This window comes from Chitinophagales bacterium (assembly GCA_041392475.1).
Lineage (GTDB): Bacteria > Bacteroidota > Bacteroidia > Chitinophagales > UBA2359 > JAUHXA01.
This window is the reverse complement of record JAWKLZ010000002.1, coordinates 709,378-735,350: the sequence shown is the minus strand read 5'-3', so window position 1 is coordinate 735,350 and position 25,973 is coordinate 709,378. Positions and strand designations below refer to the sequence as shown.

The 25,973-nt window shown below is 37.2% G+C and carries 23 protein-coding genes; 2 read left to right on the top strand and 21 right to left on the bottom strand.

The window, feature by feature from the left end:
* Positions 1-24: 24 nt before the first annotated feature.
* The 4 genes from nudK to R3E32_16365 all read right to left on the bottom strand — a co-directional run bounded on the left by nudK (position 25) and on the right by R3E32_16365 (position 3,570).
* A complete protein-coding gene (nudK, locus tag R3E32_16380; GenBank protein MEZ4886314.1) occupies positions 25-603 on the bottom strand; it encodes a GDP-mannose pyrophosphatase NudK in 579 nt (192 codons plus the stop codon).
* Between the two features lie 135 nt (positions 604-738).
* Positions 739-1,269: a 3-hydroxyanthranilate 3,4-dioxygenase gene (locus tag R3E32_16375; GenBank protein ID MEZ4886313.1), complete on the bottom strand. Its 531-nt coding sequence runs from the start codon at positions 1,267-1,269 to the stop codon at positions 739-741.
* 306 nt (positions 1,270-1,575) lie between these two features.
* Entirely contained in the window at positions 1,576-2,535 is a 960-nt protein-coding gene (locus tag R3E32_16370) for a HaeIII family restriction endonuclease (GenBank protein MEZ4886312.1), read from the bottom strand.
* A gap of 3 nt (positions 2,536-2,538) precedes the next feature.
* Complete coding sequence (locus R3E32_16365) at positions 2,539-3,570, bottom strand: DNA cytosine methyltransferase (protein MEZ4886311.1); 1,032 nt, start codon at positions 3,568-3,570, stop codon at positions 2,539-2,541.
* Positions 3,571-3,748: 178 nt separating this feature from the next.
* Between R3E32_16365 and R3E32_16360 the strand changes: the two genes are divergently transcribed.
* Positions 3,749-5,653 (top strand): hypothetical protein, encoded by a 1,905-nt coding sequence (locus R3E32_16360; GenBank protein ID MEZ4886310.1) that lies wholly within the window; start codon positions 3,749-3,751, stop codon positions 5,651-5,653.
* Positions 5,654-5,871: 218 nt separating this feature from the next.
* On the opposite strand, the gene R3E32_16355 is transcribed toward R3E32_16360, so the two are convergent.
* The 17 genes from R3E32_16355 to R3E32_16275 form a co-directional block, all read right to left on the bottom strand.
* Positions 5,872-6,933 carry a T9SS type A sorting domain-containing protein gene (locus R3E32_16355; GenBank protein MEZ4886309.1) on the bottom strand — a complete coding sequence of 354 codons (1,062 nt, stop codon included), beginning with the start codon at positions 6,931-6,933 and terminating at the stop codon, positions 5,872-5,874.
* 837 nt (positions 6,934-7,770) lie between these two features.
* Positions 7,771-8,490, bottom strand: a complete 720-nt coding sequence (locus R3E32_16350; protein MEZ4886308.1) for an SAM-dependent methyltransferase — start codon at positions 8,488-8,490, stop codon at positions 7,771-7,773.
* A gap of 82 nt (positions 8,491-8,572) precedes the next feature.
* Entirely contained in the window at positions 8,573-9,499 is a 927-nt protein-coding gene (locus R3E32_16345) for a mechanosensitive ion channel (GenBank protein ID MEZ4886307.1), read from the bottom strand.
* Positions 9,500-9,566: 67 nt separating this feature from the next.
* The gene (locus R3E32_16340; GenBank protein MEZ4886306.1) at positions 9,567-10,427 is read right to left on the bottom strand and encodes a DUF1295 domain-containing protein; all 861 of its coding nucleotides are present in this window, start codon (positions 10,425-10,427) and stop codon (positions 9,567-9,569) included.
* Between the two features lie 12 nt (positions 10,428-10,439).
* A complete protein-coding gene (locus R3E32_16335; protein ID MEZ4886305.1) occupies positions 10,440-10,889 on the bottom strand; it encodes a RidA family protein in 450 nt (149 codons plus the stop codon).
* Between the two features lie 80 nt (positions 10,890-10,969).
* Entirely contained in the window at positions 10,970-12,352 is a 1,383-nt protein-coding gene (locus R3E32_16330) for an NAD(P)/FAD-dependent oxidoreductase (protein MEZ4886304.1), read from the bottom strand.
* Between the two features lie 64 nt (positions 12,353-12,416).
* Positions 12,417-13,691 (bottom strand): kynureninase, encoded by a 1,275-nt coding sequence (gene kynU / locus R3E32_16325; protein MEZ4886303.1) that lies wholly within the window; start codon positions 13,689-13,691, stop codon positions 12,417-12,419.
* 176 nt (positions 13,692-13,867) lie between these two features.
* The gene (locus tag R3E32_16320) at positions 13,868-14,965 is read right to left on the bottom strand and encodes a hypothetical protein (GenBank protein ID MEZ4886302.1); all 1,098 of its coding nucleotides are present in this window, start codon (positions 14,963-14,965) and stop codon (positions 13,868-13,870) included.
* On the bottom strand, positions 14,962-15,564 hold the full coding sequence (locus R3E32_16315) for an AAA family ATPase (GenBank protein MEZ4886301.1): 603 nt from the start codon (positions 15,562-15,564) through the stop codon (positions 14,962-14,964). The genes R3E32_16320 and R3E32_16315 overlap by 4 nt, the downstream gene beginning before the upstream one ends.
* Positions 15,491-16,657, bottom strand: a complete 1,167-nt coding sequence (locus tag R3E32_16310) for a restriction system-associated AAA family ATPase (protein ID MEZ4886300.1) — start codon at positions 16,655-16,657, stop codon at positions 15,491-15,493. Before R3E32_16310 ends, R3E32_16315 begins: the two co-directional genes overlap by 74 nt.
* Positions 16,654-18,060, bottom strand: a complete 1,407-nt coding sequence (locus R3E32_16305; GenBank protein MEZ4886299.1) for a restriction endonuclease subunit S — start codon at positions 18,058-18,060, stop codon at positions 16,654-16,656. Before R3E32_16305 ends, R3E32_16310 begins: the two co-directional genes overlap by 4 nt.
* Positions 18,057-19,688, bottom strand: a complete 1,632-nt coding sequence (locus R3E32_16300) for a class I SAM-dependent DNA methyltransferase (GenBank protein MEZ4886298.1) — start codon at positions 19,686-19,688, stop codon at positions 18,057-18,059. The genes R3E32_16305 and R3E32_16300 overlap by 4 nt, the downstream gene beginning before the upstream one ends.
* 156 nt (positions 19,689-19,844) lie before the next feature.
* Positions 19,845-20,909, bottom strand: coding sequence for an amidohydrolase family protein (locus R3E32_16295; protein MEZ4886297.1), 1,065 nt, complete (start codon positions 20,907-20,909; stop codon positions 19,845-19,847).
* A 58-nt stretch (positions 20,910-20,967) separates the two neighbouring features.
* The gene (locus R3E32_16290) at positions 20,968-22,098 is read right to left on the bottom strand and encodes a tryptophan 2,3-dioxygenase family protein (GenBank protein ID MEZ4886296.1); all 1,131 of its coding nucleotides are present in this window, start codon (positions 22,096-22,098) and stop codon (positions 20,968-20,970) included.
* 82 nt (positions 22,099-22,180) lie between these two features.
* Complete coding sequence (locus R3E32_16285; GenBank protein MEZ4886295.1) at positions 22,181-22,945, bottom strand: fumarylacetoacetate hydrolase family protein; 765 nt, start codon at positions 22,943-22,945, stop codon at positions 22,181-22,183.
* 177 nt (positions 22,946-23,122) lie between these two features.
* Positions 23,123-23,716, bottom strand: coding sequence for a hypothetical protein (locus R3E32_16280; GenBank protein ID MEZ4886294.1), 594 nt, complete (start codon positions 23,714-23,716; stop codon positions 23,123-23,125).
* A gap of 650 nt (positions 23,717-24,366) precedes the next feature.
* Positions 24,367-24,645, bottom strand: coding sequence for an HU family DNA-binding protein (locus tag R3E32_16275; protein MEZ4886293.1), 279 nt, complete (start codon positions 24,643-24,645; stop codon positions 24,367-24,369).
* Between the two features lie 240 nt (positions 24,646-24,885).
* Between R3E32_16275 and gcvT the strand changes: the two genes are divergently transcribed.
* A complete protein-coding gene (gcvT, locus tag R3E32_16270) occupies positions 24,886-25,962 on the top strand; it encodes a glycine cleavage system aminomethyltransferase GcvT (protein MEZ4886292.1) in 1,077 nt (358 codons plus the stop codon).
* The last annotated feature ends 11 nt before the right edge of the window (positions 25,963-25,973 follow it).

Here is a 25,973-nt window from a genome sequence, read left to right as displayed (position 1 = left end):
ACACTTATGATTGATTTCCTTGACCTACAAAAGCCCCTGCAATTTCGCATATTGCAGCAACATAATCGTTTTTCCATCCTTGATTTTACCTTTGGCAATCATGTTGTAAGCTGCTTCAAAATCCAATTCCAAGACTTCAATGTTTTCCTGCTCTTCTGCCAAACCTCCACCATCGCCCACTTTCATCTCCTCCGCATATTCTGCAATGAAAAAATGGACAATTTCTGTCACAGAACCAGGTGACATATAGGCTTCAAAAATCTTTTGAACTTTCGACACTTTGTAGCCCGTTTCTTCCTCCGTTTCCTTTCTGATGCAATCCTCCGCATTGTTCTCGTCCAAAAGTCCAGCACAGGCTTCAATCATCATACCATCCTCATTGCCATTGACATAAGTAGGTAGTCTAAACTGTCGGGTTAAAATGATGGTCTTTTTTTCGGTATTGTAGAGCAAAATCGTTGCGCCATTGCCTCGGTCGTAGGCTTCTCTTACCTGAGTTTCCCATTCACCGTTTTTTTTGCGGTATTGGTAGGTCACTTTGTTGAGTCTGTACCAATTGTCAGACAAGAGTTCGGTTTGGGTGATTTTGATATTTTCATTCATTTGAAAATGAATTTTTTAGTTTTTAAACTGAGACTTCGAAAGTTTGTCACTAAAAAAATCAAGCCCCATTTCGATTAAGTGTCAATCTTTCACACAATGAAACTTCCGAAGTCTGTATGCAAATAAAATAAGTAACTACACAAAACGTTCATCCACTTCCATTACATGCCCACAATTAGGGCAAGTTCGTTTGTCTTCCGAGCTGTAGAACTCTTTGAAGCGAGGCTGGAAATCTTTTTCTACATTTTGAAGCTCAAAATAGGTATCGTGCAGTTTGGTATTGCAGTTCTCACAGAACCACATCAAACCATCTTCATAGCCTTTTCCCTTGCGTTTGCGCTCAATGACCAAACCAATCGAGCCTGCGCTGCGAATAGGAGAATGAGGCATTTTGGCGGGCAATAAAAACATATCTCCTTCTTTGATAGGCACATCTACGACTTTTCCTTCGTCTTGCACCTTCACCAAAATATCTCCTTCCAATTGATAAAACAACTCTTCGGTTTCATTATAGTGAAAATCTTTGCGGGCATTAGGGCCTGCAACAATCATCACGATGTAATCGCCAGAATCGACATATAAGTTTTTGTTACCGACAGGGGGCTTCAATAAATCTCGGTTGTCGTCAATCCATTTTTGGAGGTTAAAAGGTTTTGTGATAGCCATGTTTGAAGAAAATTAAAATGAATGTAAATTTTTTGAACAAAATTTGGAGACAGATATTTTTTCTACTACTCAATTCAATATAATATTTTCATCTGTGTTCCAACCGCAATTTACAAAAATATAAATAGCCATACAAAATGAATTTGTATGGCTTTTGAAAAGGCAAATGTGGAAAAAATTAGAGGAATGGCGGTTGCTTCATTATAACTTGTTTTATCTATCAGTTGATTAGAAACTAGGAAAACGATGGCGGTATTGTATATTAAGTAATTGATAATGAATTGTTTTGACATGCAACAAGGTCTATTAATCAACAAATATGTGATGGGTGAATAGTGTGTGTGGCACACTAATGAGGTTGATATCGAATTTTAAGGATGGTTCGACTCTGGAACTAGCATTATGGATTCTAAAAGATATTTGCCAACCTTGATTCAGTGAAACCAATAATGTAGTAGTTGAATTTGTTTGATAGACGATTTCGATGAGTCTTGAAGGAAATTTCAAGGATGGAATTTTTGCTTTGGGTTTAATTCGCTGAAAAGACTGATTTAAAGTCCCTTGCAAATTATACGCTTGAATTTCAACCTTTCCATTTCCTTTAATGACCTTGTAAAAGTCTTCTGTTCCTACTAAATATTTCACAAGATTTTGGGCTACCTCTTTGGGGTATTCTCTATCAAGCCTTAGTAGTTCCTTGCGAAATGCATTTAAGATGGGAATGTAGATTTTTTGGTGCATGTCATTGATGGAATCCCATCTAGTAGAGCTATCTTTTTTCTTGATTGCATCCAACATCATAAATATAGGTCGTATTTCATTGAAGTAGTTTTGTGAACAAGGAAAACCCACCCATTTTTCACCAAAATCAATTTTCATAGAAAGGCGTGAGTGTTTAACTGCTCTATGATTATTTTTCGCAGAAATTCCGATTTCCCATTTTTGTAGTGAGCGAATCATCAATACATCTCGTACATCACCAGATTGACCTTGCTTATCCGAAACCAATTCCAGGACTAACGCATCATTTTCCTCTATTCCATTCGAAAGCCTTGGCTCAATATCAATCAAAAATTTAATTGCAGCACTTGCGCTTGCTCGAAAAGTGTGTTGTTCCACTTTTGAGAAAACATCAAAAAAACCTTTAGCGGTAAGAAAAGGAGCATTTTGCTTTATAGAAATCTTCGTTGAGTCCTTCAAGTTTTGATACAGTTCAAATAATAGTGCATACTCAAATGCTTTTCCATTTTTTGTTTGATTGGCCATTTCCTATACAAGTTCTAATGCTTTTTTCAAGGTATTTTTTGCTACTGCAGCTTCAATTTGTTGCCTGATTGCCAAAGCAATGTGTTTGGCAAGGTTGACAGGAACAGCATTGCCAATCATTTTATATCCATCTGCTATTTTGTCATAATAAAAAGTAAATTCATCTGGGAAGGTCTGAATTCTTGCACATTCTCGAACACTGAGTCGACGGTAAAGGTGTTCTTTGCCTTTGATAAATTCACGTTTGTCTTTATCAACGAGCTTCATCTTAGGTGCTTGTGGGTGAATCGGGGCCTGTCGCCCTCCTGCCTGAATCGTGAAGGACTGCTCATCCCAACTTCTCACACGGTTGCGGGACATAAAAATGGAAGAAAATCCTCCAATCATGTATTCGTGGTTGGTGACAGTGCATTTTTCTTTATTGGTATGATTTTTCCCTTTTGCAGGTACAACTGTTTCTTGCAAGTCATAGATGACCTCTTTTAGGGTGATTTTTTCTTTTAAAGGATTGGGAAAGTTAAATTTGAAATTAAGGTCTTTACGAATACCTACGAAAAATACCCGTTTGCGGTCTTGTGGTACTTCAAAATCAGCGGCATTCAATAATTGAACAGACAATTCATATCCTTGACCTGCATTTCTGAATAATTCTTTGATGTGCTGCAAAGCCTCTTTATGTTTTTCGTGCAACATACCGCTTACGTTTTCTGCAAGGAAAAATTTGGGTTGTTTGGCTTCTAAAATGTGGATAAAATCATAAAAAAGTTGCCCCCTTTTGTCTTGAATCCCTCGAAGTGTACCTGCTTCACTCCAACTTTGGCAAGGAGGTCCTCCAATAACTCCGTCGCAATCAGGCACTTCATTTGATGGTATATTGACAATACTTCTTTTGTCAAGAATGGTATGTGGGTGATTTTTTTCATAGGTTTCCCAAATACTTTTGTCATATTCATTTGCCCACACAACATTGAAGCCTGCTTTTTGGAAACCCAAATCTAATCCTCCTGCACCAGCGAAAAAAGATGCTAAGTTCATGTTTCTAATTTTGATTTTATTCTTAACAAAAATAAGACTTTTTTAGGAGAATACTAAGAAAATGATTTGTGCTTTGAAAAGTAATTTACAAAATTCTTCCAAAACTTTCCACCCATTTCATCTTAGGAAATGCACCCACAAACAAAATTCCTTTTTAAACCTCTAAAAAAAATAAATCATGAACATCACACAAATGTCTATCAGACAGAGCATTGCCCTAATCTTAGTTTGCATTGCTTTTACTGCCAACCACATTGCAGTAGCACAGCCTTCTCAAGCATATCAAATTATTAAAGGAATTGAAAATCAATTTCCGATTCCCACACCTCAGGAAAGCATAAACGTAGGCACTTTTGATGCGGCAACAGGAAAATTCACAGGACTGACCACCGAAATTATCCGACCAGGAGATTTTAATGGAACAAATGATGTCGGTGGAGTAGGAGGCGTTGGTGGAATTGGCGGATCAAGTGGAAAACCTAATATAGGTAGTGGAGGCCCTCTAAAACCCACTAAAATAGATCCCCATGCAAGCGTAGATGCGGTGAATGTAGAATTGGTCTTCAATGTCATCAACCGTTCGGGGGTGTTTAGAGTAACTGCTGACGGCAATACTGGTTTTACCTCCAACTCCAACACCGTCCGTATCAATGTAGGCAAGGCTACCAAAGTCAGTTGGAAGGTGACTTCCAATAACAAAAGCTACTCTGATGTGTTGAACATTAAACACAATCTTGTGGTAAGCGCAGGAGCCTTCAAAGTACCCGCTTTACCCGTTGCAGTTGTTTATGAGCCTGTTCCAGACCGAAACAATCAGAACAAAGCGACTTATACCGTCACCAAGTCCATTGGTACAAAAATGCAGATGTCTTTTAGCTCAACCAACTCCACCAAAAAACCTGTCACACTTCCACAATTCAAAGGATTGGCAACCTTCAAGTCCATACTTAGCGGAGCTGCCACTGTTTTGAATAAAACACAAAAACCAGAAGCCAAAGCAGTTGCAAAAGTTTTAGGTTTTGTGAACGATGCTTTGGGAACTATTCAGTCGCAACAGACAAAAGGTACAACTGTTACCAATGATGGGTCTTTGTCTATCAGCGAAACAATCCAAAATGGATTCAGCACAGGTGCAAATGATGGTGGCCCTGGCGTGGGAGATTTGATTGTGTATCTGCAAAATGTAGAAATGGCTTGGGTGGCAGTCAATGGAGAAATATCACTCACATTGTTGAACTATGAAAGAGTGAGCATCAATTCTGTGCAGTTTTTGAAGGCTCACCTTACCAATCATCCAAGTGGATTGACACAAGAAACAGTTCAAAATCTCTTGAAATTAGATCCTTTTGTGACCAATAAGCCAAAGACAGCACTTACCAATACTTCCATTTTTGGTGGTGGTCCTCATATAACGCTGGACAACGACCGTTTTGTAAAGTTGGGAGAATTGGAGGTAAATGGCGTGGACTATAGCCAAAGTTTCAGCCACAACATTACGCAAACAGATACCCAAAGTGAGAGCAACTTTACGACTACGGTGACAGAATTTAGCAAAGGTTTTGGAAGTTATATCGGCATTGGCGTACAAGAAAACAAAACAACAACTACCTCCAATGTGTGGGCAAAAAGCAATTCTTCGAACACTTCTCAAACAACATCGGTTGGATTCAGTTTGAACGCTGAAATTGACGAAATCTATGCCATTGAAGTCTATTTCGACAAGGTCTTTGGCACGTTTGCCACTCAAAAAGTGGGACTCAATCAAAATCCTGTGTTGGTGGGAGTAGCCACAGACAATTCGGGTAAAGTGTTGAAAAATAAAATAATAGAACTGCAATCAGGTGGACAAACTTTTGTTACTTCAACAGATGCAGAAGGGAAATATACTTTTCGCTCACAAAACATCAAGTCTAAAAGTGGGGTCTTGAAAGCGGCTGGAATTTCTAAAACGGTGAACTTCCAAACCAATCCTACTACCCAACCTCCAAAAACAACTACGCAACCGCCACGTACCACTCGACCCACTTTTACTAGACCAACCAGAGGAAATGCTTTTCAGAAATTGAAGTCGGATAATCGTTAGTGATTGCCAACAAAATAACTTATCACATTCGAGGTGAAGACTTTTGAAGTTTACTCTTTGAAGAATATGGATTTTCACTACAATCGAAAATCTTTGAAGCAAAACTTCAAAAGTCGTACATTGTCCCAATAGGAAAAAGTACAAAAGTTGTAATAAAAAATAATGTATTTTTTGTAAGTAAGAACGAGGATAAAGTGATTCAAAATTATCGTAAATGATTATTTCTGCACTATCAACTTATGCACAACTCGCTCCGTTTCGTTCAAAATCATCTCCACAAAATACATTCCCCGTGCTTGACTTCTCAAGTCAATCATTATCGTTTGGCTACCTGCATTTTGTCGTCCGCTATCTGCAATTTGCAGCAATTGGCCCATGCTGTTGTAGACATTTAGCTGAACATCTGTTGATTGCAGTAAATCGTATTTCAGTTGAAACGCTCCAGAACTTGGATTTGGGTAAGCTTCAATAGAAGCTATTGGGAGGTATTCTTCAATGCTGGTTTCGACATCTCCTGTGAAATATATACGTGTTTGAGGAGTAGGACTGCCACTCACTATTTCTTTGGTAACACTCAAAACAGGGTAAATTTGATTGGCTGAATACCAAGTTAGTCGGTCCTCTTGAAAGAAAATGGTGTCCAGTACATTGTCTTCAAAGGCTTGGTAATAATGGCGTATTGTTCTTACACGCAGTAAATTATCCATCTCTTTATTGGGTAATAACACTTTACCGAAACCATCCGCTGTCCTACTAATCGTACCTTCTTCAACGATGGTCGTACTACCTACTTCAAAACTGACCTTAAAATCGTCTTCTACTTTATCGCCAAACGAAAAAGGATAGTTAAATACAGTAGCTGGATTATTGTAGTTGATGATGTTTCCGCTTTTGGTGGTGAAACCCACATTCAGCAAGCTATCTTCAAAGAGGGCAAAAAAATCATGTTTTAGATTGAAAGACCCCAACGGCAGCCCATCTCCATCATAGGATAAAGCAATATCTGCATTTGGGAAAAAAATCCCTACGTCTGTAGTGGCTGCATCTACAAAAGTGGCAATGCGGGTACTTACCACTGAACTTGCCGAAAAATCCCATATAATGCCTTCTCCAGCAGGTAATACCAGGTTGCCAAGTGGCACTGGATCTACGATGGATACCTGAAAGTTTGTTCCCAATTCAGGTGTGGCATTGGAGGTTAATATGGGTTGTGCAAGGATGGTATTTATAGCAAAAAAGAGAAGCAAAAGCGTTAAATGGCAGAATGAAATGGGCTTCATGTAGAGAATATGTTTGGTGTTGTTTTGAAATAGATGTAATGGTTCTGATGCACCAATACCATACCAAAAAAACGAAAATTATAAAAAGATATGGAGAATAAGGATATGAAAGATAAGAATTGTCAGATACATAAAAAGCGTTAACAAATAAAGTCCCGAATAAGATTCGGAACTTTTAAAATTAGGTGTAGTAGTGAACAGATTTAGTGTGTGTATGTGTGAATAATGATAACCATTATTAATGCAACGAATATAGGAGGTGTACTTTTATTGCAAAATAACAATAGTATAAAAGGGAATTTTTGGAGGATGAATACAGCTTTTCTGTAAGTAAGTTTTTTCTTTATGATGGTTAACAAATAAAGTCCCAATCAAGAATCGGGACTTTATAAATTAGATGTAGTAATGAATAGATTTAGTGTGTATGTGTGTGTTTATTATAGTGTGTATGTGTGTTTTTAAGTAAGGTAGCTATTATATATATGCCAAATATAGTAGATAGACCTTGATTGAAAAATAATAATAGTGTAAAAGGGAATTTTTGGAGGATGAGTCCCGCTTTTTATTATGTAATTTATATATTAAGTTTCTAAATTATTTCTTGTTTTTGCTCATAAAAAAGTCCCATCATATAAATGGGACTTTGAATTATAAAACTGAACTTTATTAGTTTGAAAGGGAAATTAGGTGTTAATTAGGGCTAAACAGGGTCTATTATATAGTCATAGTGTTAAATGGGGTGTGTTAAAAAATAGTATGCTGCAAATATATTTTATGATGGATTTTGTATCAATTAGAAAGTAGTGAAAGGGAATTTTGGAGGTATAAAATATCTTTTTACCTACCCAAAAGAAAGATAGCAGGTTGTTTATGTAGTTCAGGAAGAGTTCCATTTTTCCAGTTTTCGATAGATTGACTGATGACTAGCTGGTTTGGAAGGGTTAAATTAACCGCTACACACAACTTGGTTGCAGGGTGGCAATTTTGAAGAATGTCGCTCAATAGCCCATCATTGCGGTAAGGAGCTTCAATAAAAATTTGCGTTTGTCGCTGCTGAGTAGCCCATTTTTCCAATTGCTGCAAACGTTTGATACGATCCTCTCTTTTGAAAGGTACATAGCCTGCAAAAGCAAATGCTTGACCGTTCATTCCCGAAGCCATAAGTGCCAATAAGATAGAAGAAGGTCCCACTAATGGTACTACTTCAATGCTTCTGCGATGTGCGGTTTTGACCAAATAAGCACCAGGATCTGCAATGGCAGGACAACCCGCATCCGAAATCAAACCGATGTTTTTCCCATTGTATGCCTCGTCCAAAAACTCCCTAAATTCATTTTTTTGAGCATGTTTGTCCAGATGGTGAAATACAAGGTCGTCAATGACTTTTCCTGCTTCCCTAATCCCCAGACTGATTAAGTATCGGCGAGCATTTCGGACATTTTCTACAATGAAAATATCCAGACTACAAGCAATGTCTTTTGTGTAATTTGGAATGATGCTTACATCCTCACCTCCCAGCAAATTGGGAATCAAATATAGTTTGCCTTTGTTGGTCATATTGTTAGATTGTTGAACTGCAAAAATAAACAATCCTTCAAAACATTAAGACATCAAAACACCAACATACCAAAACATTTGACTAATCTGCCCTTGCCCCTTCTTTGCCTTCTGTTCGATTGTCATAATATCGAAGTGTTGGGTAAGCAAAATCAATATTGTCGTGTTTGGCAAATTCATTGAGGATGGCTTCCCAAAGCATCTCAGAACTTCCCCGACGGGTGCGAGGTTCTGTAAGGTAGCGTATGGTAAGCAAAACGCCACTGTCTTTAACAGTCAAATAAACCCTGGGTGTGAGCTTGGTATAGAGAATCATATACTTTTCTGCCGCTTTTCGGAGTTTAAGCCGAGCTTGTTCACTCACATCATGTGTTTGTTCAATGACAATAACTTCCAAAATTTCTCTTGCTTTTTTCCAGTCACTTTCAAAGGTCAATAAAATAGGAATTTCATTCCAGATATAAGTGAATCCCTTGGTATAATTGGCAACAGACTCATAGAAAACTTTGGCATTGGGTACATGAATAATGCGTCCTGTACTTTGGTCCGCATCCACCCAGTTGCCGATTTCATTGAGGGTAAACTGAAAAATGCGAAGGTCAATCACATCACCTGCATGATTTCCAATTTCTATTCTATCCCCGACTTCAAAAGGTTGGCGAAACAATATAAACACCCACCCTGCAATGTTCACAATCGGATCCTTCAAAGCAATCGCAATACCTGCCGAAAGTAAACCCAAATAAGTTGCTACCAACTCAAATCCTTGAAACCAAATATGCCCTACTCCAATAATCCCTATCAAAAACAAAAAATAGGTAAGCCCATTTCGCAGCCAATAACTCGATCGTACATCCTTATTGAAGCGTACAACAAGCTTAATCAAAAGCTTGCGGATAAGCACCAAAACAGTAATGATAACAATGGATTTGAATATATCCAGTTGCATTTCATGGCTGAAACCCAATATACTTTCTATCCAATCGGTAATGCTTGTGATGGTATCCATACATTTATTTGTCTGTGAATAACCTGCAATTTGTGAAGTTTATAAATTGCAAAAGCCTTGTAATAGGCTACAAAGGTCTGTCTATTTTTTTGGGAAACCAAGGAAAAAACACAGGCGTTTTCTCGATGTATTCCTTGTATTTTGGCTTGGTTTTCTTCAATGTACCCTCCAAAAGTGCCGCCCCAGAAACCCGCATCAATAAGAAGGTCATCAATACAGGGCTAAACGCATACATCCATCCACCTGTTGTTGAAAGTGCAAACAAAAAATAGCCCCACCACAAAAGCGCATCCCCAAAATAGTTTGGATGCCTCGTATATCGCCACAAACCCCGATTCATCACCTTACCTTTATTTGCTGGATTCGCCTTAAACTGCTTCAACTGCCAATCGCCTATGGCTTCAAACAAAAAACCAATCAACCAAAGTACAATGCCCACATAATCCAATGGCTGCAAAGTACTTTCACCACTCATCTGCGCCACCAACAAAATCGAACCCACTATCCACATCAGCAATCCCTGCAATAAAAATACCCGCAAAAACGAAATCCACCAATAGTTTTTACCGCCATCCTTGCGCCACTCTTGGTAGCGAAAATCTTCTCCCTGCCCATGATTACGCACAAAAATATGCCCCGCCAATCGCAATGCCCAAACCGTCACCATCCCACACAAAACCAAATTGCGGAAATTACCTGTATCAGAATTTGTATAGAAGTAAAACCACGCCAAAATTGCAAATCCTGGTCCCCAAAAAATGTCAATAATACTGGCATCTTTGATAAGCAAGCTGTACAACCAAAGCAAGGTCAAACAAGTCATCACCGCCAAAAATCCACTTCCAAAAGGATAAGAACTCATCAGCAAAAAGGTCGTACCGCCAATGATAAATAGAAGTAAAAGAGAAAGTAAAGTTTTGCGAGTCATGGTATGTGCTGTTTAGTGAGTTGACAAAAACTTTTGATTATTTTTCAGAGGATGATAAGCAATCGCTTTTATTTCGATTAGCAAATTGGGATGCGGCAGTTGATGCACTGCAACGGTTGTGCGAGTAGGGCCTGTTTCTTTGTTGAAGAAAGTGCCATAGACTTCATTGTAGCCTTTGAAGTCTTTCATATCCACCAAAAAAGTAGTGATGTCAACGACATTCGACAAATCGGCTCCCACACTTTTTACATACACTTCAATGTTTTCGATTACCGCCCGTGTCTGCGCCCGAATATCCAATATCCAATTGCCGTTTTCATCCTGTTCTGCGCCAATGTGTGTATTGTCGGCTCGTCGGCTGCTTGTGCCAGAAATATACAAAAAATCACCCACTCGTTTGATGTGTGGGTAATTGCCGAGGGGTTTGGCTTTGTCGGTTAGGATTGTGTTTTTTGAAGACATGGTATTTTTTTTAGCGACTAATGTTTTACAGTGTATAACAGACAGATTTTAGATAACTGAAGTTTGTTATTACCTAAATTTCAGTGAGAGGTTGAAATTGTATTTTGAATTTTCATAGTCTGTCGCACTTCCTCCATAACCTCCTCCAAATCCAAATTCTCTACCTCTCTCCCCTCACAAATCCGCAAAAGCAAATCATCCTGCGCCCTACCGAGTTTCATTGCAGCAGCATAAGGAAGTTCAGGACGAAAAGTGACGAGTGAATATTTGGAGTAATAATCGGGAAACTGCTGCTCCAATTTCATTTCCAATTGGCGTTTTTTGATAAAATCCGCATCGTCCACACGGTCTTGCATTTCGTGGAAATTGTCAATCGCCAAATCTGCAATCGCATTACCATTGTCGACCCTTGCCACTTCAAATTCCATGAATATCTTTTCCCAATCTGCCTTGCCTTCCAATTGATTCAACACATCATCAAAAACCCGCACATCCTCAAAAGAAGCGTTCATTCCCTGACCATAAAACGGCACAATCGCATGAGCAGCATCGCCCATAATCAAGGTTTTGCCATAAGCCTGCCACGGAAAACACTTAATTGTTCCCAAAGTACCCACAGGATTCTCGAAAAACTCCTCAATATAATGTGGCATATAGGCAATCAAATCGGGAAAATGGGCTTCAAAAAATGCCTGAACTTTCTCTTTGGTATTTAGCTCATTGAAGCCATTTTCTCCTCCAAAAGGATGGAACATCGTGACCGTAAAACTGCCATCCATGTTCGGCAAAGCAATAATCATAAAACTGCCACGAGGCCAGATGTGTAAAGCATTTTTTTCGATGCGATAGCCTCCATTTTCGGTGGGTAAAATGCTCAATTCCTTGTAGCCATGTCTTAGGAAATTTTGAGAAAAGTTGAAAAGCAGAGGAATCGTTTGCCGCATGAAACTTTGCCGAACTGCCGAACCTGCGCCATCCGTTCCAATGACAATATCACCCTGTTCCACCCAAGTTTCACCCGTTTCTAAGTTTTTGAAAGTTGCCTTTGCAGCCTTCAAATCCACACTTTCGCATTTGCTATTGAAGTACATGGTGATGTTCTCCATCTTTTCCGCTTCATCCAAAAGGGTGATATTCAAGCCGCCACGGGAAACCGAATTGATGTAATCTTCCGCCCGACCACTGTAAGGCGAAACGAAAGGCGTGCTATTGAGCGGATGTATAAAACGCCCCCGCATAGGAATACACTCCTCCAAAACGGCTTCCTTCAAGCCCACTCGGTCTAGTGCCATCAAGCCCCTTGCCGACAAAGCCAAGTTGATAGAACGTCCTGCATCTACTTCTTCCCTTCGCATATCCGAGCGTTTTTCGTGTAGCGAAACGGTGTAACCACGCTGCGCCAATCGAACTGCTAAGAGTGTTCCGCAAAGACCTGCGCCAATGATGATGATTTTGTTTTGCATTTAAATTTTAGTTTCTTTTGCTGAAAGATACATATTTTTAACAAGAAAAATTCCTTCAAAAGGTTCAATTCTTTTCCAACTCCCCCTTCAAAACCTCCACAAACCGAAACACATCTTCAAAAGAATTGTAAAGCGGAACAGGCGCAACTCGAATCACATCGGGCTCTCGCCAATCTGCAATCACACCTGCTTCGGTGATTTGATTAAAAAGCGTTTTGTCCGCATCTTGCACCTGAATAGACAATTGACAACCGCGTTGTTGAGGGTTGCGAGGGGTAATTATTTTGATATGGGGATTGTCCATTTCGTCCAATAAAAACTCCAAATACCCCGTCAATTTCACTGCTTTTTTACGCAAATTTTCCATCCCTGCCTCCATAAACACCTCCAAAGAAGCCTTGATAGCCGCCATTGACAAAATCGGTGGATTGCTCAACTGCCACGCTTCAACGCCAGGAATTGGGTCAAAACCATCTCGCATCCCAAAACGGGTGTCCTTGTTGTGTCCCCACCAACCTTCAAAACGAGGTAAGGTTTTATCGTGTGCATGGCGTTCATGCACGAAACAACCGCCCAAACTGCCTGGACCAGAATTGAGGTACTTATAACTGCACCAAACCGCAAAATCGACTCCACTTTTGTGCAAATTCAAGTCCACATTTCCCGCACCATGAGCGCAGTCAAAACCCACTTTGCAGCCTTTGGCGTGCCCCAATGCTGCAATGTGTTTTATATCAAAAAACTGTCCTGTATAGTAGTTAGTATTGCCAATCATTATCAAAGCAATCTCTTCGCCCTCCGCTTCAATGACTGCTTCAATATCTTCCATCCGAATACACTCCTCGCCCTCCCTTGCCTTCAATTCTATCAGACTTTCGGCAGGGTCAAAACCATGAAATTTGATTTGAGAAGCCACCGCATATTTGTCTGATGGAAAGGCATCAAATTCAATCAAAATCTTGTGTCGTTTGGCAGTTGGTCTATAAAAAGATACCATCATCAAATGCAAATTCACCGAAAGCGTGTTCATCACTACTACTTCAATGGGTTTTGCCCCAACGACTTTCGCCATTGCTTCGGTCAAAAATTCGTGGTAAGGCATCCATGGATTTTTAGCGTGAAAATGCCCTTCGACTCCATAGTTTTCCCAATCCTTCAATTCTTGCTCAATTGCAGTTCGAGTACTTTTGGGCTGCAATCCCAAAGAATTGCCACAAAGGTAGATGAATGGTTCTCCATTTTTTTGAAGGGGTAAATGGAATTTTTGGCGAAAAGACTTCAATGGATCGTTTTCGTCCATTTTCTTGGCAAAGGATAAGGTGTTTTGGAATTGTGTCATGGTTTTCAAGTCTTTTTTCACTCTCAACTTACAACGAGTTTGTTAATAATATACACTCTTAACAGCTTTAAGCATTAGTTGTAAATTAAAAGGTTGTTGTGCTACAAAGGATAAAATTAAGCAAGCTTTTATTATAAATGAAGGATAGTATTAAGCATAATACTATAGGCTTCCAATTAATATGGATTTCTTTTAATATTTTCAACTAAGCTAAAAAGATAAGGCTCTGAAGCACGATTTATTAAATAATCAATAAACGGTCTATAAATAATTGAACCATGCCTGTTTTTAATAGGAAATGTTCTTTTCCAAAGTCTTAGATTTAATTTAAATTCATCAATTGTTTCAGCATGTTCGATATCGTCATTTTCATCTGCATTAACAAATGCTTTATAATTGGTTTCCCATCTTAAAAAAGGATAATTTCTTAAATAACTACTATATCTTTCTTTAATATTAAATATATACATCCAGCTATCAAATTCACTTCTTTCTGTTTCTTCTATTGGATTAATTGCTAAATTCCAGTCGTTATCTGTAATTCCATTAATAGAAGGCTCATTAATATAGTTAAAACTAATATAAATTCCTGCATATTCATTATAAGGATAGTATGCCTTTATCCTATTTACTTGACTTTTATCTTTCAAGACATTTTCAGTTCCTTTAACGGCTCTACCATTACACGCTTCTCCTATTGGAACTAAATTTCTAAAATTTATGGAGGCAAATGGAAATCTATCTTTATTTAGCCAGTGGTCTAAAGCAATTCTAGATTGCCCTTTTATTTGGATTAAGCTTTCTAAACCGCAGAATGGACAAATATCTATGCTATTATTAATTGTAAATTGTTTTATATCTTTTCTTAAATCGCCTTTCACATATTTAGTAAAACCAGGATAAGTAAGAGCCGAATTGTATAAGTAAAGGAATAATTCATCAATTTCTTCTCGAATATTTTCTTCTAAGTCATTCAATTCAATGTGTAAAGTCAGTTCATCATTACAACACAATTTTGATACTTCATTTGTATGAATAAAAGCATCTATAATCTTTTGCCTTTCATTTCTATCAGCTATTAATTTATATTTAACATAGATTGCCCTAAACTTAGTTTTTAAAGCTGTTGCAGGAAAAACATTACTAATCCAATTCGGAAATAGAGTCTCATCTTCAAAATCATCGCAATCTTCAATACGACTAAAAAAAGTTTCTGGAATTTCTTGTAACTTTCTTAATTGTGTATCAATAGGTTGAAGTTTTCGGACTATCATAAATTTTGCTTTTTTTCATATAATTTTCTAAATAGAAATTGTTTGATGCTTGATTCTCCAAAATATTCAATAGCATATTCAATTTCTTCTATACTGCCATTTTTAACAACCTCTTTAATTTGTTCAAGAGAGTATTCTGAAACAAGATTTTTCATTTTAAAAAATCTTTGTAAGATATATTCTACACTTGCGCCAAAAGTATTAAATCCTAAATTCTTTGCACTTCTTGCCTCTACTTTATTTTCCTCATCTCTATCAAAGAAAACCACATTATTAGGCAAGCAATCGGAAATAATAAATGGAGAGTGAGAAGTCAAAATAATATCTTTTAGTAAATGAATATTGATATTATCAAGATTTAAGCTTCCTGCTGTTATACTTTGATTTAGTGTTTTGATGAACTTTGCCCGCCAACTTGGATTGAAATGTGTTTCGGGTTCATCCAACAATAGTAAGGATCTTCTACGTTTGAGCATCATACAAATTCCAATGGTATGCAAAAACTGATGCTCACCATCCGAAAAATTACGCAATAGCAATTCTTTTGGAGGTTGTCCTTCTTCTATTTTTAAGATTTTGAAATCTAAATACTTGGTCATTTGGGGCAGGGATAGAAATTTTATTTTTTGTATAAACACCTGTTGATTGGTAAACATCTTTTTTTATTCCTTCATTTACAACATTAAAATTCAATTCATAGAGTGTTTGAAAAAAACGAAATAATTCAAAAGATGATTTAAAATATTCTTTAAAAATTTTTTGAGTATTGCCTTCTTCATCTATAAAAAAATCTATTATAATGGTTTTAAAATCATAAAAATCACTCACGTTTTCATCTTTAAATTCAAACCAAGATGTTGAGCATTGTTTCAGTTTTTTTATTTCGTCATCAATATGTCCTAAAATTGGAATTCTGTAATCCCCTGTATTACCATCTTTGGGAAAGGTTAATCCATGGTTATTCAAATGTATTCTAAAGCTTCTCAAACCAATAATTCCCAATTCATCTCTTAAAGGTTCTAAAGTGTCATCATCTTCAAAAATTAATGCTGCTAATAATACAGCTTGGCTCATTTCTTCATCAACATAAATCAAGCTACTTTGCGGTTCATTAAATACAGCCTTACTATAAAATGTTTCAACGTATTCATCAAAATTAACTAACCGACTTTTTAGAAACGGTAGACTTAATATTTCATTTTCACCCGATGAATATCCTATAACAATATCAGGTAAGTAACTTTGTCCGACTATCTGATTATCGGTTTCGGCTGGGTTAAGTGGAAATGTTGTTCCCTTATCTTCACTATTAACTTTTTCAACGGTCATTTGAGGAATTCCACCTATTTCTTTAGTAATCAAAACTTTATTTAAATTACTTATTTTATACTCTGTATGCTCCTTTTCGCCTATTAAATACTCCAATTCAAAGGCATCTGGCTTAGAAACTTCTCGTCTAAAATTAAAATTATCGGGATGATATTTAGCTACACAAAACTCCAAATGATAGAAAATCGAAGCCAAAGCCTCTAATACATTGGATTTTCCACTTCCATTTAAACCCGCAAAACAGAAAGGCTGAAACTCTTCCATCAATGACATCCCTTTTTTTGTCATTTGATGGAAATTAATCGTAAATCCTTTGTGCAGACTTCTAAATTCTTCATTGATGGTTAAGCGGAGTAATTTCATTTGGAAGCTAACTTTATTTTTTTTGAAGTAGTATCATAAACCTGTTCTATGCCTTCTTTGGTTTTTAGCAATTCAAAAACAGCATATTTAGCTTTATTGTATAAATCAATGGTCTCAAATTTTTGATTATTTAATCTATCTATCAACAACTGAAAATAAGTATCGTCATTTTTGATGGAAGATAAATCATTTTCTTTTGCTTCTAAATCAATTTTATTTAACAATGAATTTAACTCTAAATTATGGTCGAAATTAAGTTGACCGTTAAATGCTCTTTGGAGAATTGAGTTGAAAAGTGTTTCTATATACTCTAACGATTTTCTTTTTTTAGATTTCATTCCTCTGATTTTCCAATATATTGTGGATAGTTCTTTCTGCTTTTCTAAAGGAGGTACAGGAATTATAGTTTCTTTTAACTTACGTTTAGAAATATTTAGCATAGAACTGCTTGAACCTGTTGCCGAACGAGATAAGTTTTCATTAAAAGTAACACTACTCAAAGTCAATTTTAAATACTCTGGAGTTATTTGTTTCTTATCAACAATGATTTTCCACAATTTATCTGGTAAGAATAACTTAGGGTAATCTTCTTCTACAATACATGTTGCAGCAACATATTTTAATGTATTTGCTCTTGAAAATAGTAAATCACCTTTTTGAACTGTAATAATATCTCTTGTAATCTTTTCTTTGGGAATTGCTTTATACTCATTTGGTTTAAACTCGCCTGTAGTTACCGCACTAACCATTAATACACCATATTCATCATCTTGTTTTAATCTACGTTCTCCTCCAATGCTCCAACCTGTTTTAATATTTTTAACAATATCATTAAGTGGCTTAGTTTTCCATTTTTTAGTATTTTCATAAGGTTCTCCAAATATTTTGAAATACTGAGTTTCAATTAAATCATCTAATAACTCAATACTTCCTTTCCGTTTTTCAATCAAATTACTCGCCTTATCTAATACTGCTACAATTTTGTTTTGAGTTTCTAAATCGGGAACTTCAACTTCAATTTTCTTTAAGTCATTTATTGAAACATTTTTGATTGTAGCTTGTTTGGCTTTGGCTTCTATTTGCTCAATAGCGTATTTAATTTGATAAAAAACCCAGTCAACATTAATGTTTTCTTTAGCTGTAATTTTTACAATTCGTTGGTTTAATAAAGCATTTTTACCTATCCATTTGGCTACTTTTATAGTTCCAGATAAACTTACTAATATGTCTCCATGCTTGATTATATATTTCTTGTCATAACTATCATTCCAATATTTAAAATTTGAGTGAGTAGTATTTAAATTACCTATTCTAATAATAGGAATTCCTTCATCAGAAAATTTTGATGATTTCCAATTATAGCCAGATAAGAACTTACAAATATCTTTTAGCTTTTTTATCATCCTATAATTTCATTTAATTCATTCAATTCTTCTAAAATTTCATTTTCCAAAGCTAAAATTATTGCTAAAATCTTTTTAGGTGTTGCATACTTTTGCTCCACATATTCATATTCTTTATAACGGTTATAACTTAAATCCAATCCATTTTTTTGTATTTCATCAATTGGTACAAAAAAGTGTGTTTTCCTATCCTTGTATGTTGTTGCTTGCCTTATTTTATAACGCTTTTTCACCTCTGGCAAAACATTTTCTTTAAGTTTTTTACGTTTATCGTCCAAAGTATAACCATCATGCTCTAAAGCATAGAACCAAACCTTTTCTGTATTCCAAATTTTGCTATTGTCTGCTACTTTTGTAAAAACCACAATAGCCGTTTTTACACCAGTATAAGGCTTAAAAGCACCAGCAGGAAGAGAAATAACTGCCTCTAATTGGTTATCTTTTAATAAAATTTCACGAGCTGCCTTATTAGCTTTTGAGCTACCAAACAATACACCTTCTGGAATAATAACTGCGGCTTGACCATTTTTTACCAACATCCGAGAAATACGAGCCAAAAATAACAACTCAGTAGAGTTAGTTACTAAGCCCAAATTTTCATTAATGTCATCTTTATCTATTTTACCTGTAAATGGTGGGTTCGCTAAGATTTTGGTATATTTAGCAGGTTCATTGTAGGTTTTACCTAATGTGTCTTTTCGTTCAATATTTGGATTATCAATGCCGTGCATCATCAAATTCATCAATCCAAAACGAACCATCGTTAAATCAATATCAAATCCAAATAAACTATTTTCTAAGGTTGCTTTTTCCTCTGGTCGAAGAATAGTAGAAGTCGGGCAACTCTCAAATCCATCAACATCAGTAACCAACTTTTCAGGCTGGCGTTGTCTCACCAAATCCGTCAAAATATATTGATAAGCGCCTAAAAGATAGCCAGCCGTACCACATGCAGGGTCAGCTATTGTATCTCCTAATTGCGGTTCTAACAATTCTACCATTAATTTAATCAAGTGTCGTGGCGTTCTGAACTGTCCATTTTTACCAGCTTGAGCTATTTCTCCCAACAGCATTTCATAAACATCACCCTGTATGTCTTGAAAAGCCTGTCCGTCTTCCTCTGCATCTTTTTTGATTTCTACAAAAATATCCTCTATCGTGCTAATTGCTCCCTTTATCAAAGATGGTTTGGGAATAACGAAGTTAGCATCTTCCATATATTTTGTAAAAGATGTTTCTTCATCATTCAGTTTTTGTATAGATGTTTCTTCCTCATTCAGTTTTTGTATAAAAGGAAAAACATTCTTTTTTACATGGTCTAACAGCTGCTTATCTTCCCAGCCTTGTTTTGTGAAGTAACTCCATTTAAACTCTGTTTTATTTCGATAATTTTCTGGTTTATCCTCCAAACCATCAGGCAAATAAATACCTTCAAATTTTGAAGTATAAGGAGCATTACTTGCAGTTGCTTCTTCTATTTTCTTTATATCCAACTCGTCTAATTGACGCATAAATAACAAATAGGTAATCTGTTCAATAGCAGTGATTGGATTAGCTAATCCTCCACTCCAAAACATATCCCATAAGCCCTGAATCAGGTTTTTTAAACTTGCATTATTTTGTAGCATAGTTTTATTGCAATAAGATGAGAATTGAAAGGCTAAAATTATTACAATTCATTGGATATTCATATCTTAATCAGGTTTCTTTAAGGATTAATTATTTAAGAAACTAAAAAGCCGATTTTTTTTTTTAAAACAAATTATTTGTATTGAAAATGACTCTCATATTTTACAAACTTTTTCAATCCTTTCGGCTGCCTCCGTTCCCAACCACCTCAAAACATTCTCACACCAAATTTCCGTATGCTGCTCTTTCGTAATGATATTTTCTTGCAAAGCCAAATCCAGTAATTTTCCAGGATAAGAAGATTGTGGCAAACTTTCCATTTCACCAAGCGGATAAGGGTCATCCAATCCCATAATAATTTGATTTGTACCTTTTTGACGTTTGACCATCAACTCAAATGAAAAAGTATCATGCACCAAAGTATCGAAGTAGATATTGGGATGACCGATGGCTTTTCGGGGATGGATTTTGTCTTTGAACAAATCGGGTCTGCCATCAAAACCCTGAATTCTACGTCCCAAATTGATTTGTGCCAATTGACCACCATGAGCAAAACAGACTCGGATATTGGGGTACTTTTCGTGGTAGCCATTGAGTGTATAAAAGTGATAGGAATCAGCGCATTGCGCCAACATCCACACGAGATGGAATCGCCAAGAAACATTCTCTAAATTGATGAATTTCTCGCCATCGTAGGGGTGAATTTCAATCGCCAACTTGTAGTGATTCGCCAACTCCAAAATCGGTTCGATATCCACATCAAAAATCGTTCGCCAAGTACCAATGGAATCCATAAAATGGGTCGGAAGACACAAAACCCGCAAACCCAATTCCTCTACACAGCGTTCCATTTCCCACAATGCGCCCCGCACAAAACCTGTATGTACCACAAAACCACAGGTAAATTTATCAGGGTGGTCGGCTTGAATCTTGGCATTGAAGTCGTTTTGGAATCGGAGGACTTGCTTCATTTCCTCCAATCGCAAACCATTCCCATAGAGTTGGGAAAGATTTAAGACCACAGCATGGTCAATCTTGTTGCGTTCCATCCACTCCAATTTTTCGTTCAAGAAAAAACTGGAATGGGTGATTGGGCGTTTCCACCCCTTTTGCAGCATGTATTTTCGGTCTTCATCCACCCAAAAGATTTCTTTTTCCTTCATAAATGCTGGAATGTCTTCGGGATAAGGGAGTAAGTGTGAGTGTCCGTTGATTCTCATAGTGTGTGGATTTATATGGTTTTAATTTTTACTCTCAGTTTTAATTTTCATTCCTGAATTACCATTTTTCAGGATAAGTGAAGCAAAAACCCAGTTCCTTTTGCAGTTCTTTGGGTAGTTCTGGTAACTCAGAGCGAGGAATTAGCAAGGTCGAAACATTGTGCAAGTCGGTAAAAATATGGTGTTTGACCGCCGTTGCATGGAGGTATTCGTGTCCTGAAGAGCCGCCTGTACCGACTTTTCTGCCCAACATCCGCATCACCATTTGGGAATGGCGGTAGCGCCAAGTTGTCAATAACTCATCAATATCCACCAAACAAATCAAAAAGCGGTAGGGAAATTGAAGTAAAGGTTCTTCATTGTACAAATTAATCATTAATGCTGCTAAAGTAGCTCTATAGCTCAATCTTTGCTTGCCTTCATCTATTAACTGTTTGTGAACTTTTGGGTCGAGGATGGATTTGAAATAAGTATCCGTTGAACCCATCATCCGTAGGCGCATGGTTTTTTCTTTCTCGGTCAAATAGTCTGATGATTGAATGGCTTTGGCTTCTTTGGCAACCATTCTTTCTACTGCTTCTTTGTAAGCGGTCAAAAAATCGAAGTTACCCAACTGCAAAAAAGGCGTTCTTTCGAGCCAATCTTGTACGGCGTGAAATAGATTGCCATTTTTAGTGATTCTGTCCAATTCTTGTTGCTGTTCTTCCGTAAAAAAAGCAGCGTAGTGATGTCCTGCATAGGTCATGCGCTCTTCTTCGGGTAAGCCCAAGAGGTTTTCTACTTTGCGAAATTGGAAACTTTGGAAGCCTGATGCAGGAAAAAGGTAAGACCGAAAATCCAAAAAATCCAAAGGAGTCATGCTCTCCATAATTGGAATATGCTCTATCAACAATTTGAAGATTTTGATGACCCGATTCAGGCGAGCGATTGAAGTGCTGATATTTTTTTCGTCCACATCTTTGCGGTTAAACATAATGATGACCGACTCTAATTCATGAATGATTTGTTTGAACCACAACTCATAGCTCTGATGCACAATGATAAAGAGCATTTCTTCGTGGGCTGGCTCGTTGTCCAATTCTGCACTTCGCAATTTCTGGGCATCCAAGATGTTGTCTAGTCCCAGATAATTGTTGTAGTGAATGGTCATGTATTTTTTAGCTGTCTTGTCCATTTTTCTTGTTTTCATAGGGTTCTGACCCTATGTTAGGTTATGTTGCTCCGTTGGAGCTTTTAATTTCATGTTTTCTTTACCATATTCACCAATCGTTTTAACAAATCTTCAAACTCACCTCTCCCAATCCTTCTGCAATCGCAAGAACTGTTTGACCCCTTTTCAAAAAAACAGCAGGCGTTGCAGCTCCCGCCAAAATAATATCTCCAGCCTTCAATATCTCTCCATTCTGCAATGCCAATCTTGCGGCATTGACCAAAGATTCTAAAGGGTTTCCTAAAATGGCATCTGAATTTCCTACTTCAACGGTTTCTCCGTCAATGATGAGTGACATTGCAATTCCTCGAATGTTGGTATCAATTTGTTGCCATTCTCCAATGGTGAAAGCAGCCGAAGAACAGTTGTCTGCAACAACATCTTCTAAGGAAAACTTGAAGTTTTTGTAGCGAGAATCTATCACTTCAATGGCTACGGCTATGCCGTCAATGTATTGAAGGGCATTGTCTAAGGTAAGGGATTTGTCGAAAGTTTGGGAAACTCGAAAAGCTATTTCGGGTTCGGCTCGGGGGTGAATAAAGCTTTTTATGGGAAGTTCACTGCTATTTTTGTATTGCATTTGATTGGTCAGTCGCCCCCAAATCATGTCGTGAACACCCATTTGTTCCATTTTAGCCTTGCTCGTAAAGCCCAATTTCAAACCCACTCGGCGTTCTCCCCGTATGTATCGTCTTGCTATTGAAATGCTTTGGACGGCATATGCCTCTTCAATATTCAGTGTATGGGAAAGACTAAGTTGAGGAACGGGAATGGCTTGGTGTGCGGCAGTATCTAATATTTCGGCTAATTGGTTGTAGTTGGTCATTGTAGGATTGGAGTTTTATTAGTGCATTTTTGATAATTCAATGAGAATTTTGAAGTGGGATGTGTATCTAAAAATAAACTTCAAAAGTCTTGCTGTTTTCACAAAAATACGAAATAATCCAAGCCTTTTTTACTGAAATATGGTGTAAACGATATTTGATTACCGTTCTGTTATTTTTTATCGAACCACCACATTTCCCAATTTGACCTCCCAAACATCTTCTTCAATTTCACCAAAAATTTTTCCGACTTTTTGCAAGTGTACGGTGATAATTCTTTCAGATGTAAAATCAGGATCTTCCTTGTCAATCATGTTGTAGGCAATCATGCCAACGTAATATCCGCTTTTTTGTAAGGCAAGTGAACTTTCTAAACGTTTGTTTTTTATAGTTTTGGGAGAGGGAACAATGCTATTTTGATCTCGTTCCAGTAATTCTTGCACAAAGTCCTGAACAGAAATTTGACGAATGAGTGTATCAGATTCAAAGGTGATTTCAGCATCTTTTACAAAAAACGCCAACAACATTTTTGCGGCTTGTTCTCGCAGAATTTTGTCGTATTTATAGTTGCGTACAATTTTTAGATATTCCTCTACATCTTCTGCTTTTTGCAAGGCTCGATGCTGAAACGCCATGAGGTGTTGATGACTCAAATAAGAGGTCACAAAACATGGCTCGGCAATAGAAGAAGAAGTCAGAATCCTTGAATGGGCTTGAGCGTAGGTCAGCAATGGGAAAAGACAAAGCATGAAATATACCAGACATCTATTCATTTGGATAATTGTTGAATGGGGGTTGTTATCTAATTGTAAATGAACACTTTGTGGAATTAAAAAGAGGTGTTCTAATCCTAACTTAATTTTTGGCGTTTTACAGAATTTCGTTGATTGCTTTGCGCCTATTTGCATCTAAAGCAAAACTCATACCTTTTTTATGGCACTGTAATATTTGAATATGGACAGTTTTTCATTCTTTCAAAACGTATAAACCCATTTTTACTGACTTGTACCTAAACTTAATTCATCCAATAATCTCTAAGAATTGCATTTCCAGATTGCCCAAACGTACTTTATTGTTTCGATTTGGCGATAAGCAGGTTATGGTTGTAGGATGAACATTGTAGGCTTTGATGAACAAAATGAATCTAAACAATCAGTCGAAAACAATTATTGATGCTAAAATACCAAAAAAATAGCTTGAAAGCGACTTACAAAGTTTTAATAAACTATTTTTTAGAAATGTGAGTAGGTATTGAAGTAGATTTGAAGTCCTTGGGAAATATTAGAAGTAGAAAAAGAGAGCTATTTCTTAAATGCCAATTGAAGTTTTCTACAACCAAATTTGGAGCAAAGAATTTCATAAAAAAACGCCGTAGGTCTCAGACCTACGGCGTTTTTTATGAAATCTTATAAGGTTAGCTGTATTAGTTTACTGCGCCTTCCAAGTCTTTACCTGGTTTGAATTTAACCACGTTTTTTGCAGGATACTGTCTTTTAGGTCCTTTAGGATTCTGTGGATCAACACCCATGCGCTCAGGGCGGTGAACAGAACTCCAAGTTCCAAAACCTACTAATGAAACTTTGTCACCATCGGTTAAAGCACCTTTTACAGCACTAACTACTGCTTCTAATGCAGCCGCAGCTTGTTTTTTGGTTAAACCCGCATCTTCTGCTATCTTGTCAACTAATTGTCCTTTGTTCATGAATATGATAATTTAATAGGATTAAAGGAATAAATTTTGATAAACGACAAATGTAGATGCTTTTTTAACATTGTGCAAATTTTTTTAGTACCTAATCAGGTGAAATTGCAAGAACGTGGACATATATTTGCAGCAAATTAAAAGCAACCTTTCATTGTAACAGCGATTTCTGAATATTGTTTATTTTGTTCGGCATTAACAATATTCTTGTTTTTTTAGTAATTAATAAAGTATAATGATATGAAAACAACAGGTTTTACAAACATTCACATAGAATTAGGAGCTAAAATGGCTCCTTTTGCAGGATACAATATGCCCATTAGTTATAGCAGCATTACAGATGAACATGTCTGTGTGCGAGAGCGAGTTGGAATGTTTGATGTGTCGCACATGGGGCAATTTATTGTGCGTGGAGAAGGGGCTTTGGCATTGATTCAACGAATTAGTAGCAACGATGCAGCGGCATTGAAGATTGGCAAGGTGCAATATTCGTGCTTATTGCAGCCTGATGGTGGAATTGTGGACGATATGTTGGTCTATTATTTACAAGAGAACGGTTATATGCTGGTGGTCAATGCGTCGAATATCGAAAAAGATTGGAATTGGATTGAGCAGCACAAAACGGAGAATGTGGAATTAATTGACATTTCACCTCGCACTTCTCTTTTGGCTGTACAAGGGCCGAAAGCAGTAGATGCTCTGCAAAGTTTGACAGGGATGGATTTGGCTTCAATGGAGTATTACACATTTGAAAAAGGAACTTTTGCAGGTGTCGAAAATGTGTTGGTTTCTGCAACGGGTTACACAGGTTCGGGAGGTTTTGAGATTTATTTTGAGGATGAACACAGTGCTGCAATTTGGAACGCAATTATGGAAGCAGGTCAGGAGTATGGTTTGCAGCCGATTGGCTTGGGTGCAAGAGATACGTTGCGATTGGAGAAGGGCTTCTGTTTGTACGGCAACGATATTGACGAAACAACGACTCCGCTCGAAGCAGGCTTGGCTTGGATTACGAAGTTCTCAAAAGATTTTGATGCAAAAGAGGCTTTGTTGCAGCAAAAATCAGAAGGTTTGAAGCGACGATTGGTCGGCTTTGTATTGCAAGAAAGAGGAATTGCTCGACATGGTTATCCAATTGTGGATGCCGAGGGAAATACAATTGGTGAGGTGACTTCTGGCACACAATCGCCTATGCTCAAAGAGTCGGTGGCATTGGGCTATGTTCCTTTTGACAAACGCACTATTGGTTCGGAGATACTTATTCAGATTCGAAACAAGCAAGTTTTGGCGAAGGTGGCGAAAGTGCCGTTTGTGTAGGCATTGAAATT

What these genes read in the sequence shown, in the direction of transcription:
- R3E32_16375 (MEZ4886313.1), bottom strand. Translation starts at nt 1,269, where the DNA reads ATGGCTATCACAAAACCTTTTAACCTCCAAAAATGGATTGACGACAAC.
- R3E32_16280 (MEZ4886294.1), bottom strand. Translation starts at nt 23,716, where the DNA reads ATGAATAGATGTCTGGTATATTTCATGCTTTGTCTTTTCCCATTGCTG.
- R3E32_16290 (MEZ4886296.1), bottom strand. Translation starts at nt 22,098, where the DNA reads ATGAAAACAAGAAAAATGGACAAGACAGCTAAAAAATACATGACCATT.
- kynU (MEZ4886303.1), bottom strand. Translation starts at nt 13,691, where the DNA reads ATGACACAATTCCAAAACACCTTATCCTTTGCCAAGAAAATGGACGAA.
- R3E32_16360 (MEZ4886310.1), top strand. Translation starts at nt 3,749, where the DNA reads ATGAACATCACACAAATGTCTATCAGACAGAGCATTGCCCTAATCTTA.
- R3E32_16305 (MEZ4886299.1), bottom strand. Translation starts at nt 18,060, where the DNA reads ATGATAAAAAAGCTAAAAGATATTTGTAAGTTCTTATCTGGCTATAAT.
- gcvT (MEZ4886292.1), top strand. Translation starts at nt 24,886, where the DNA reads ATGAAAACAACAGGTTTTACAAACATTCACATAGAATTAGGAGCTAAA.
- R3E32_16310 (MEZ4886300.1), bottom strand. Translation starts at nt 16,657, where the DNA reads ATGAAATTACTCCGCTTAACCATCAATGAAGAATTTAGAAGTCTGCAC.
- nudK (MEZ4886314.1), bottom strand. Translation starts at nt 603, where the DNA reads ATGAATGAAAATATCAAAATCACCCAAACCGAACTCTTGTCTGACAAT.
- R3E32_16340 (MEZ4886306.1), bottom strand. Translation starts at nt 10,427, where the DNA reads ATGACTCGCAAAACTTTACTTTCTCTTTTACTTCTATTTATCATTGGC.
- R3E32_16330 (MEZ4886304.1), bottom strand. Translation starts at nt 12,352, where the DNA reads ATGCAAAACAAAATCATCATCATTGGCGCAGGTCTTTGCGGAACACTC.
- R3E32_16295 (MEZ4886297.1), bottom strand. Translation starts at nt 20,909, where the DNA reads ATGAGAATCAACGGACACTCACACTTACTCCCTTATCCCGAAGACATT.
- R3E32_16355 (MEZ4886309.1), bottom strand. Translation starts at nt 6,933, where the DNA reads ATGAAGCCCATTTCATTCTGCCATTTAACGCTTTTGCTTCTCTTTTTT.
- R3E32_16345 (MEZ4886307.1), bottom strand. Translation starts at nt 9,499, where the DNA reads ATGGATACCATCACAAGCATTACCGATTGGATAGAAAGTATATTGGGT.
- R3E32_16365 (MEZ4886311.1), bottom strand. Translation starts at nt 3,570, where the DNA reads ATGAACTTAGCATCTTTTTTCGCTGGTGCAGGAGGATTAGATTTGGGT.
- R3E32_16320 (MEZ4886302.1), bottom strand. Translation starts at nt 14,965, where the DNA reads ATGATAGTCCGAAAACTTCAACCTATTGATACACAATTAAGAAAGTTA.
- R3E32_16315 (MEZ4886301.1), bottom strand. Translation starts at nt 15,564, where the DNA reads ATGACCAAGTATTTAGATTTCAAAATCTTAAAAATAGAAGAAGGACAA.
- R3E32_16285 (MEZ4886295.1), bottom strand. Translation starts at nt 22,945, where the DNA reads ATGACCAACTACAACCAATTAGCCGAAATATTAGATACTGCCGCACAC.
- R3E32_16300 (MEZ4886298.1), bottom strand. Translation starts at nt 19,688, where the DNA reads ATGCTACAAAATAATGCAAGTTTAAAAAACCTGATTCAGGGCTTATGG.
- R3E32_16275 (MEZ4886293.1), bottom strand. Translation starts at nt 24,645, where the DNA reads ATGAACAAAGGACAATTAGTTGACAAGATAGCAGAAGATGCGGGTTTA.
- R3E32_16350 (MEZ4886308.1), bottom strand. Translation starts at nt 8,490, where the DNA reads ATGACCAACAAAGGCAAACTATATTTGATTCCCAATTTGCTGGGAGGT.
- R3E32_16370 (MEZ4886312.1), bottom strand. Translation starts at nt 2,535, where the DNA reads ATGGCCAATCAAACAAAAAATGGAAAAGCATTTGAGTATGCACTATTA.
- R3E32_16335 (MEZ4886305.1), bottom strand. Translation starts at nt 10,889, where the DNA reads ATGTCTTCAAAAAACACAATCCTAACCGACAAAGCCAAACCCCTCGGC.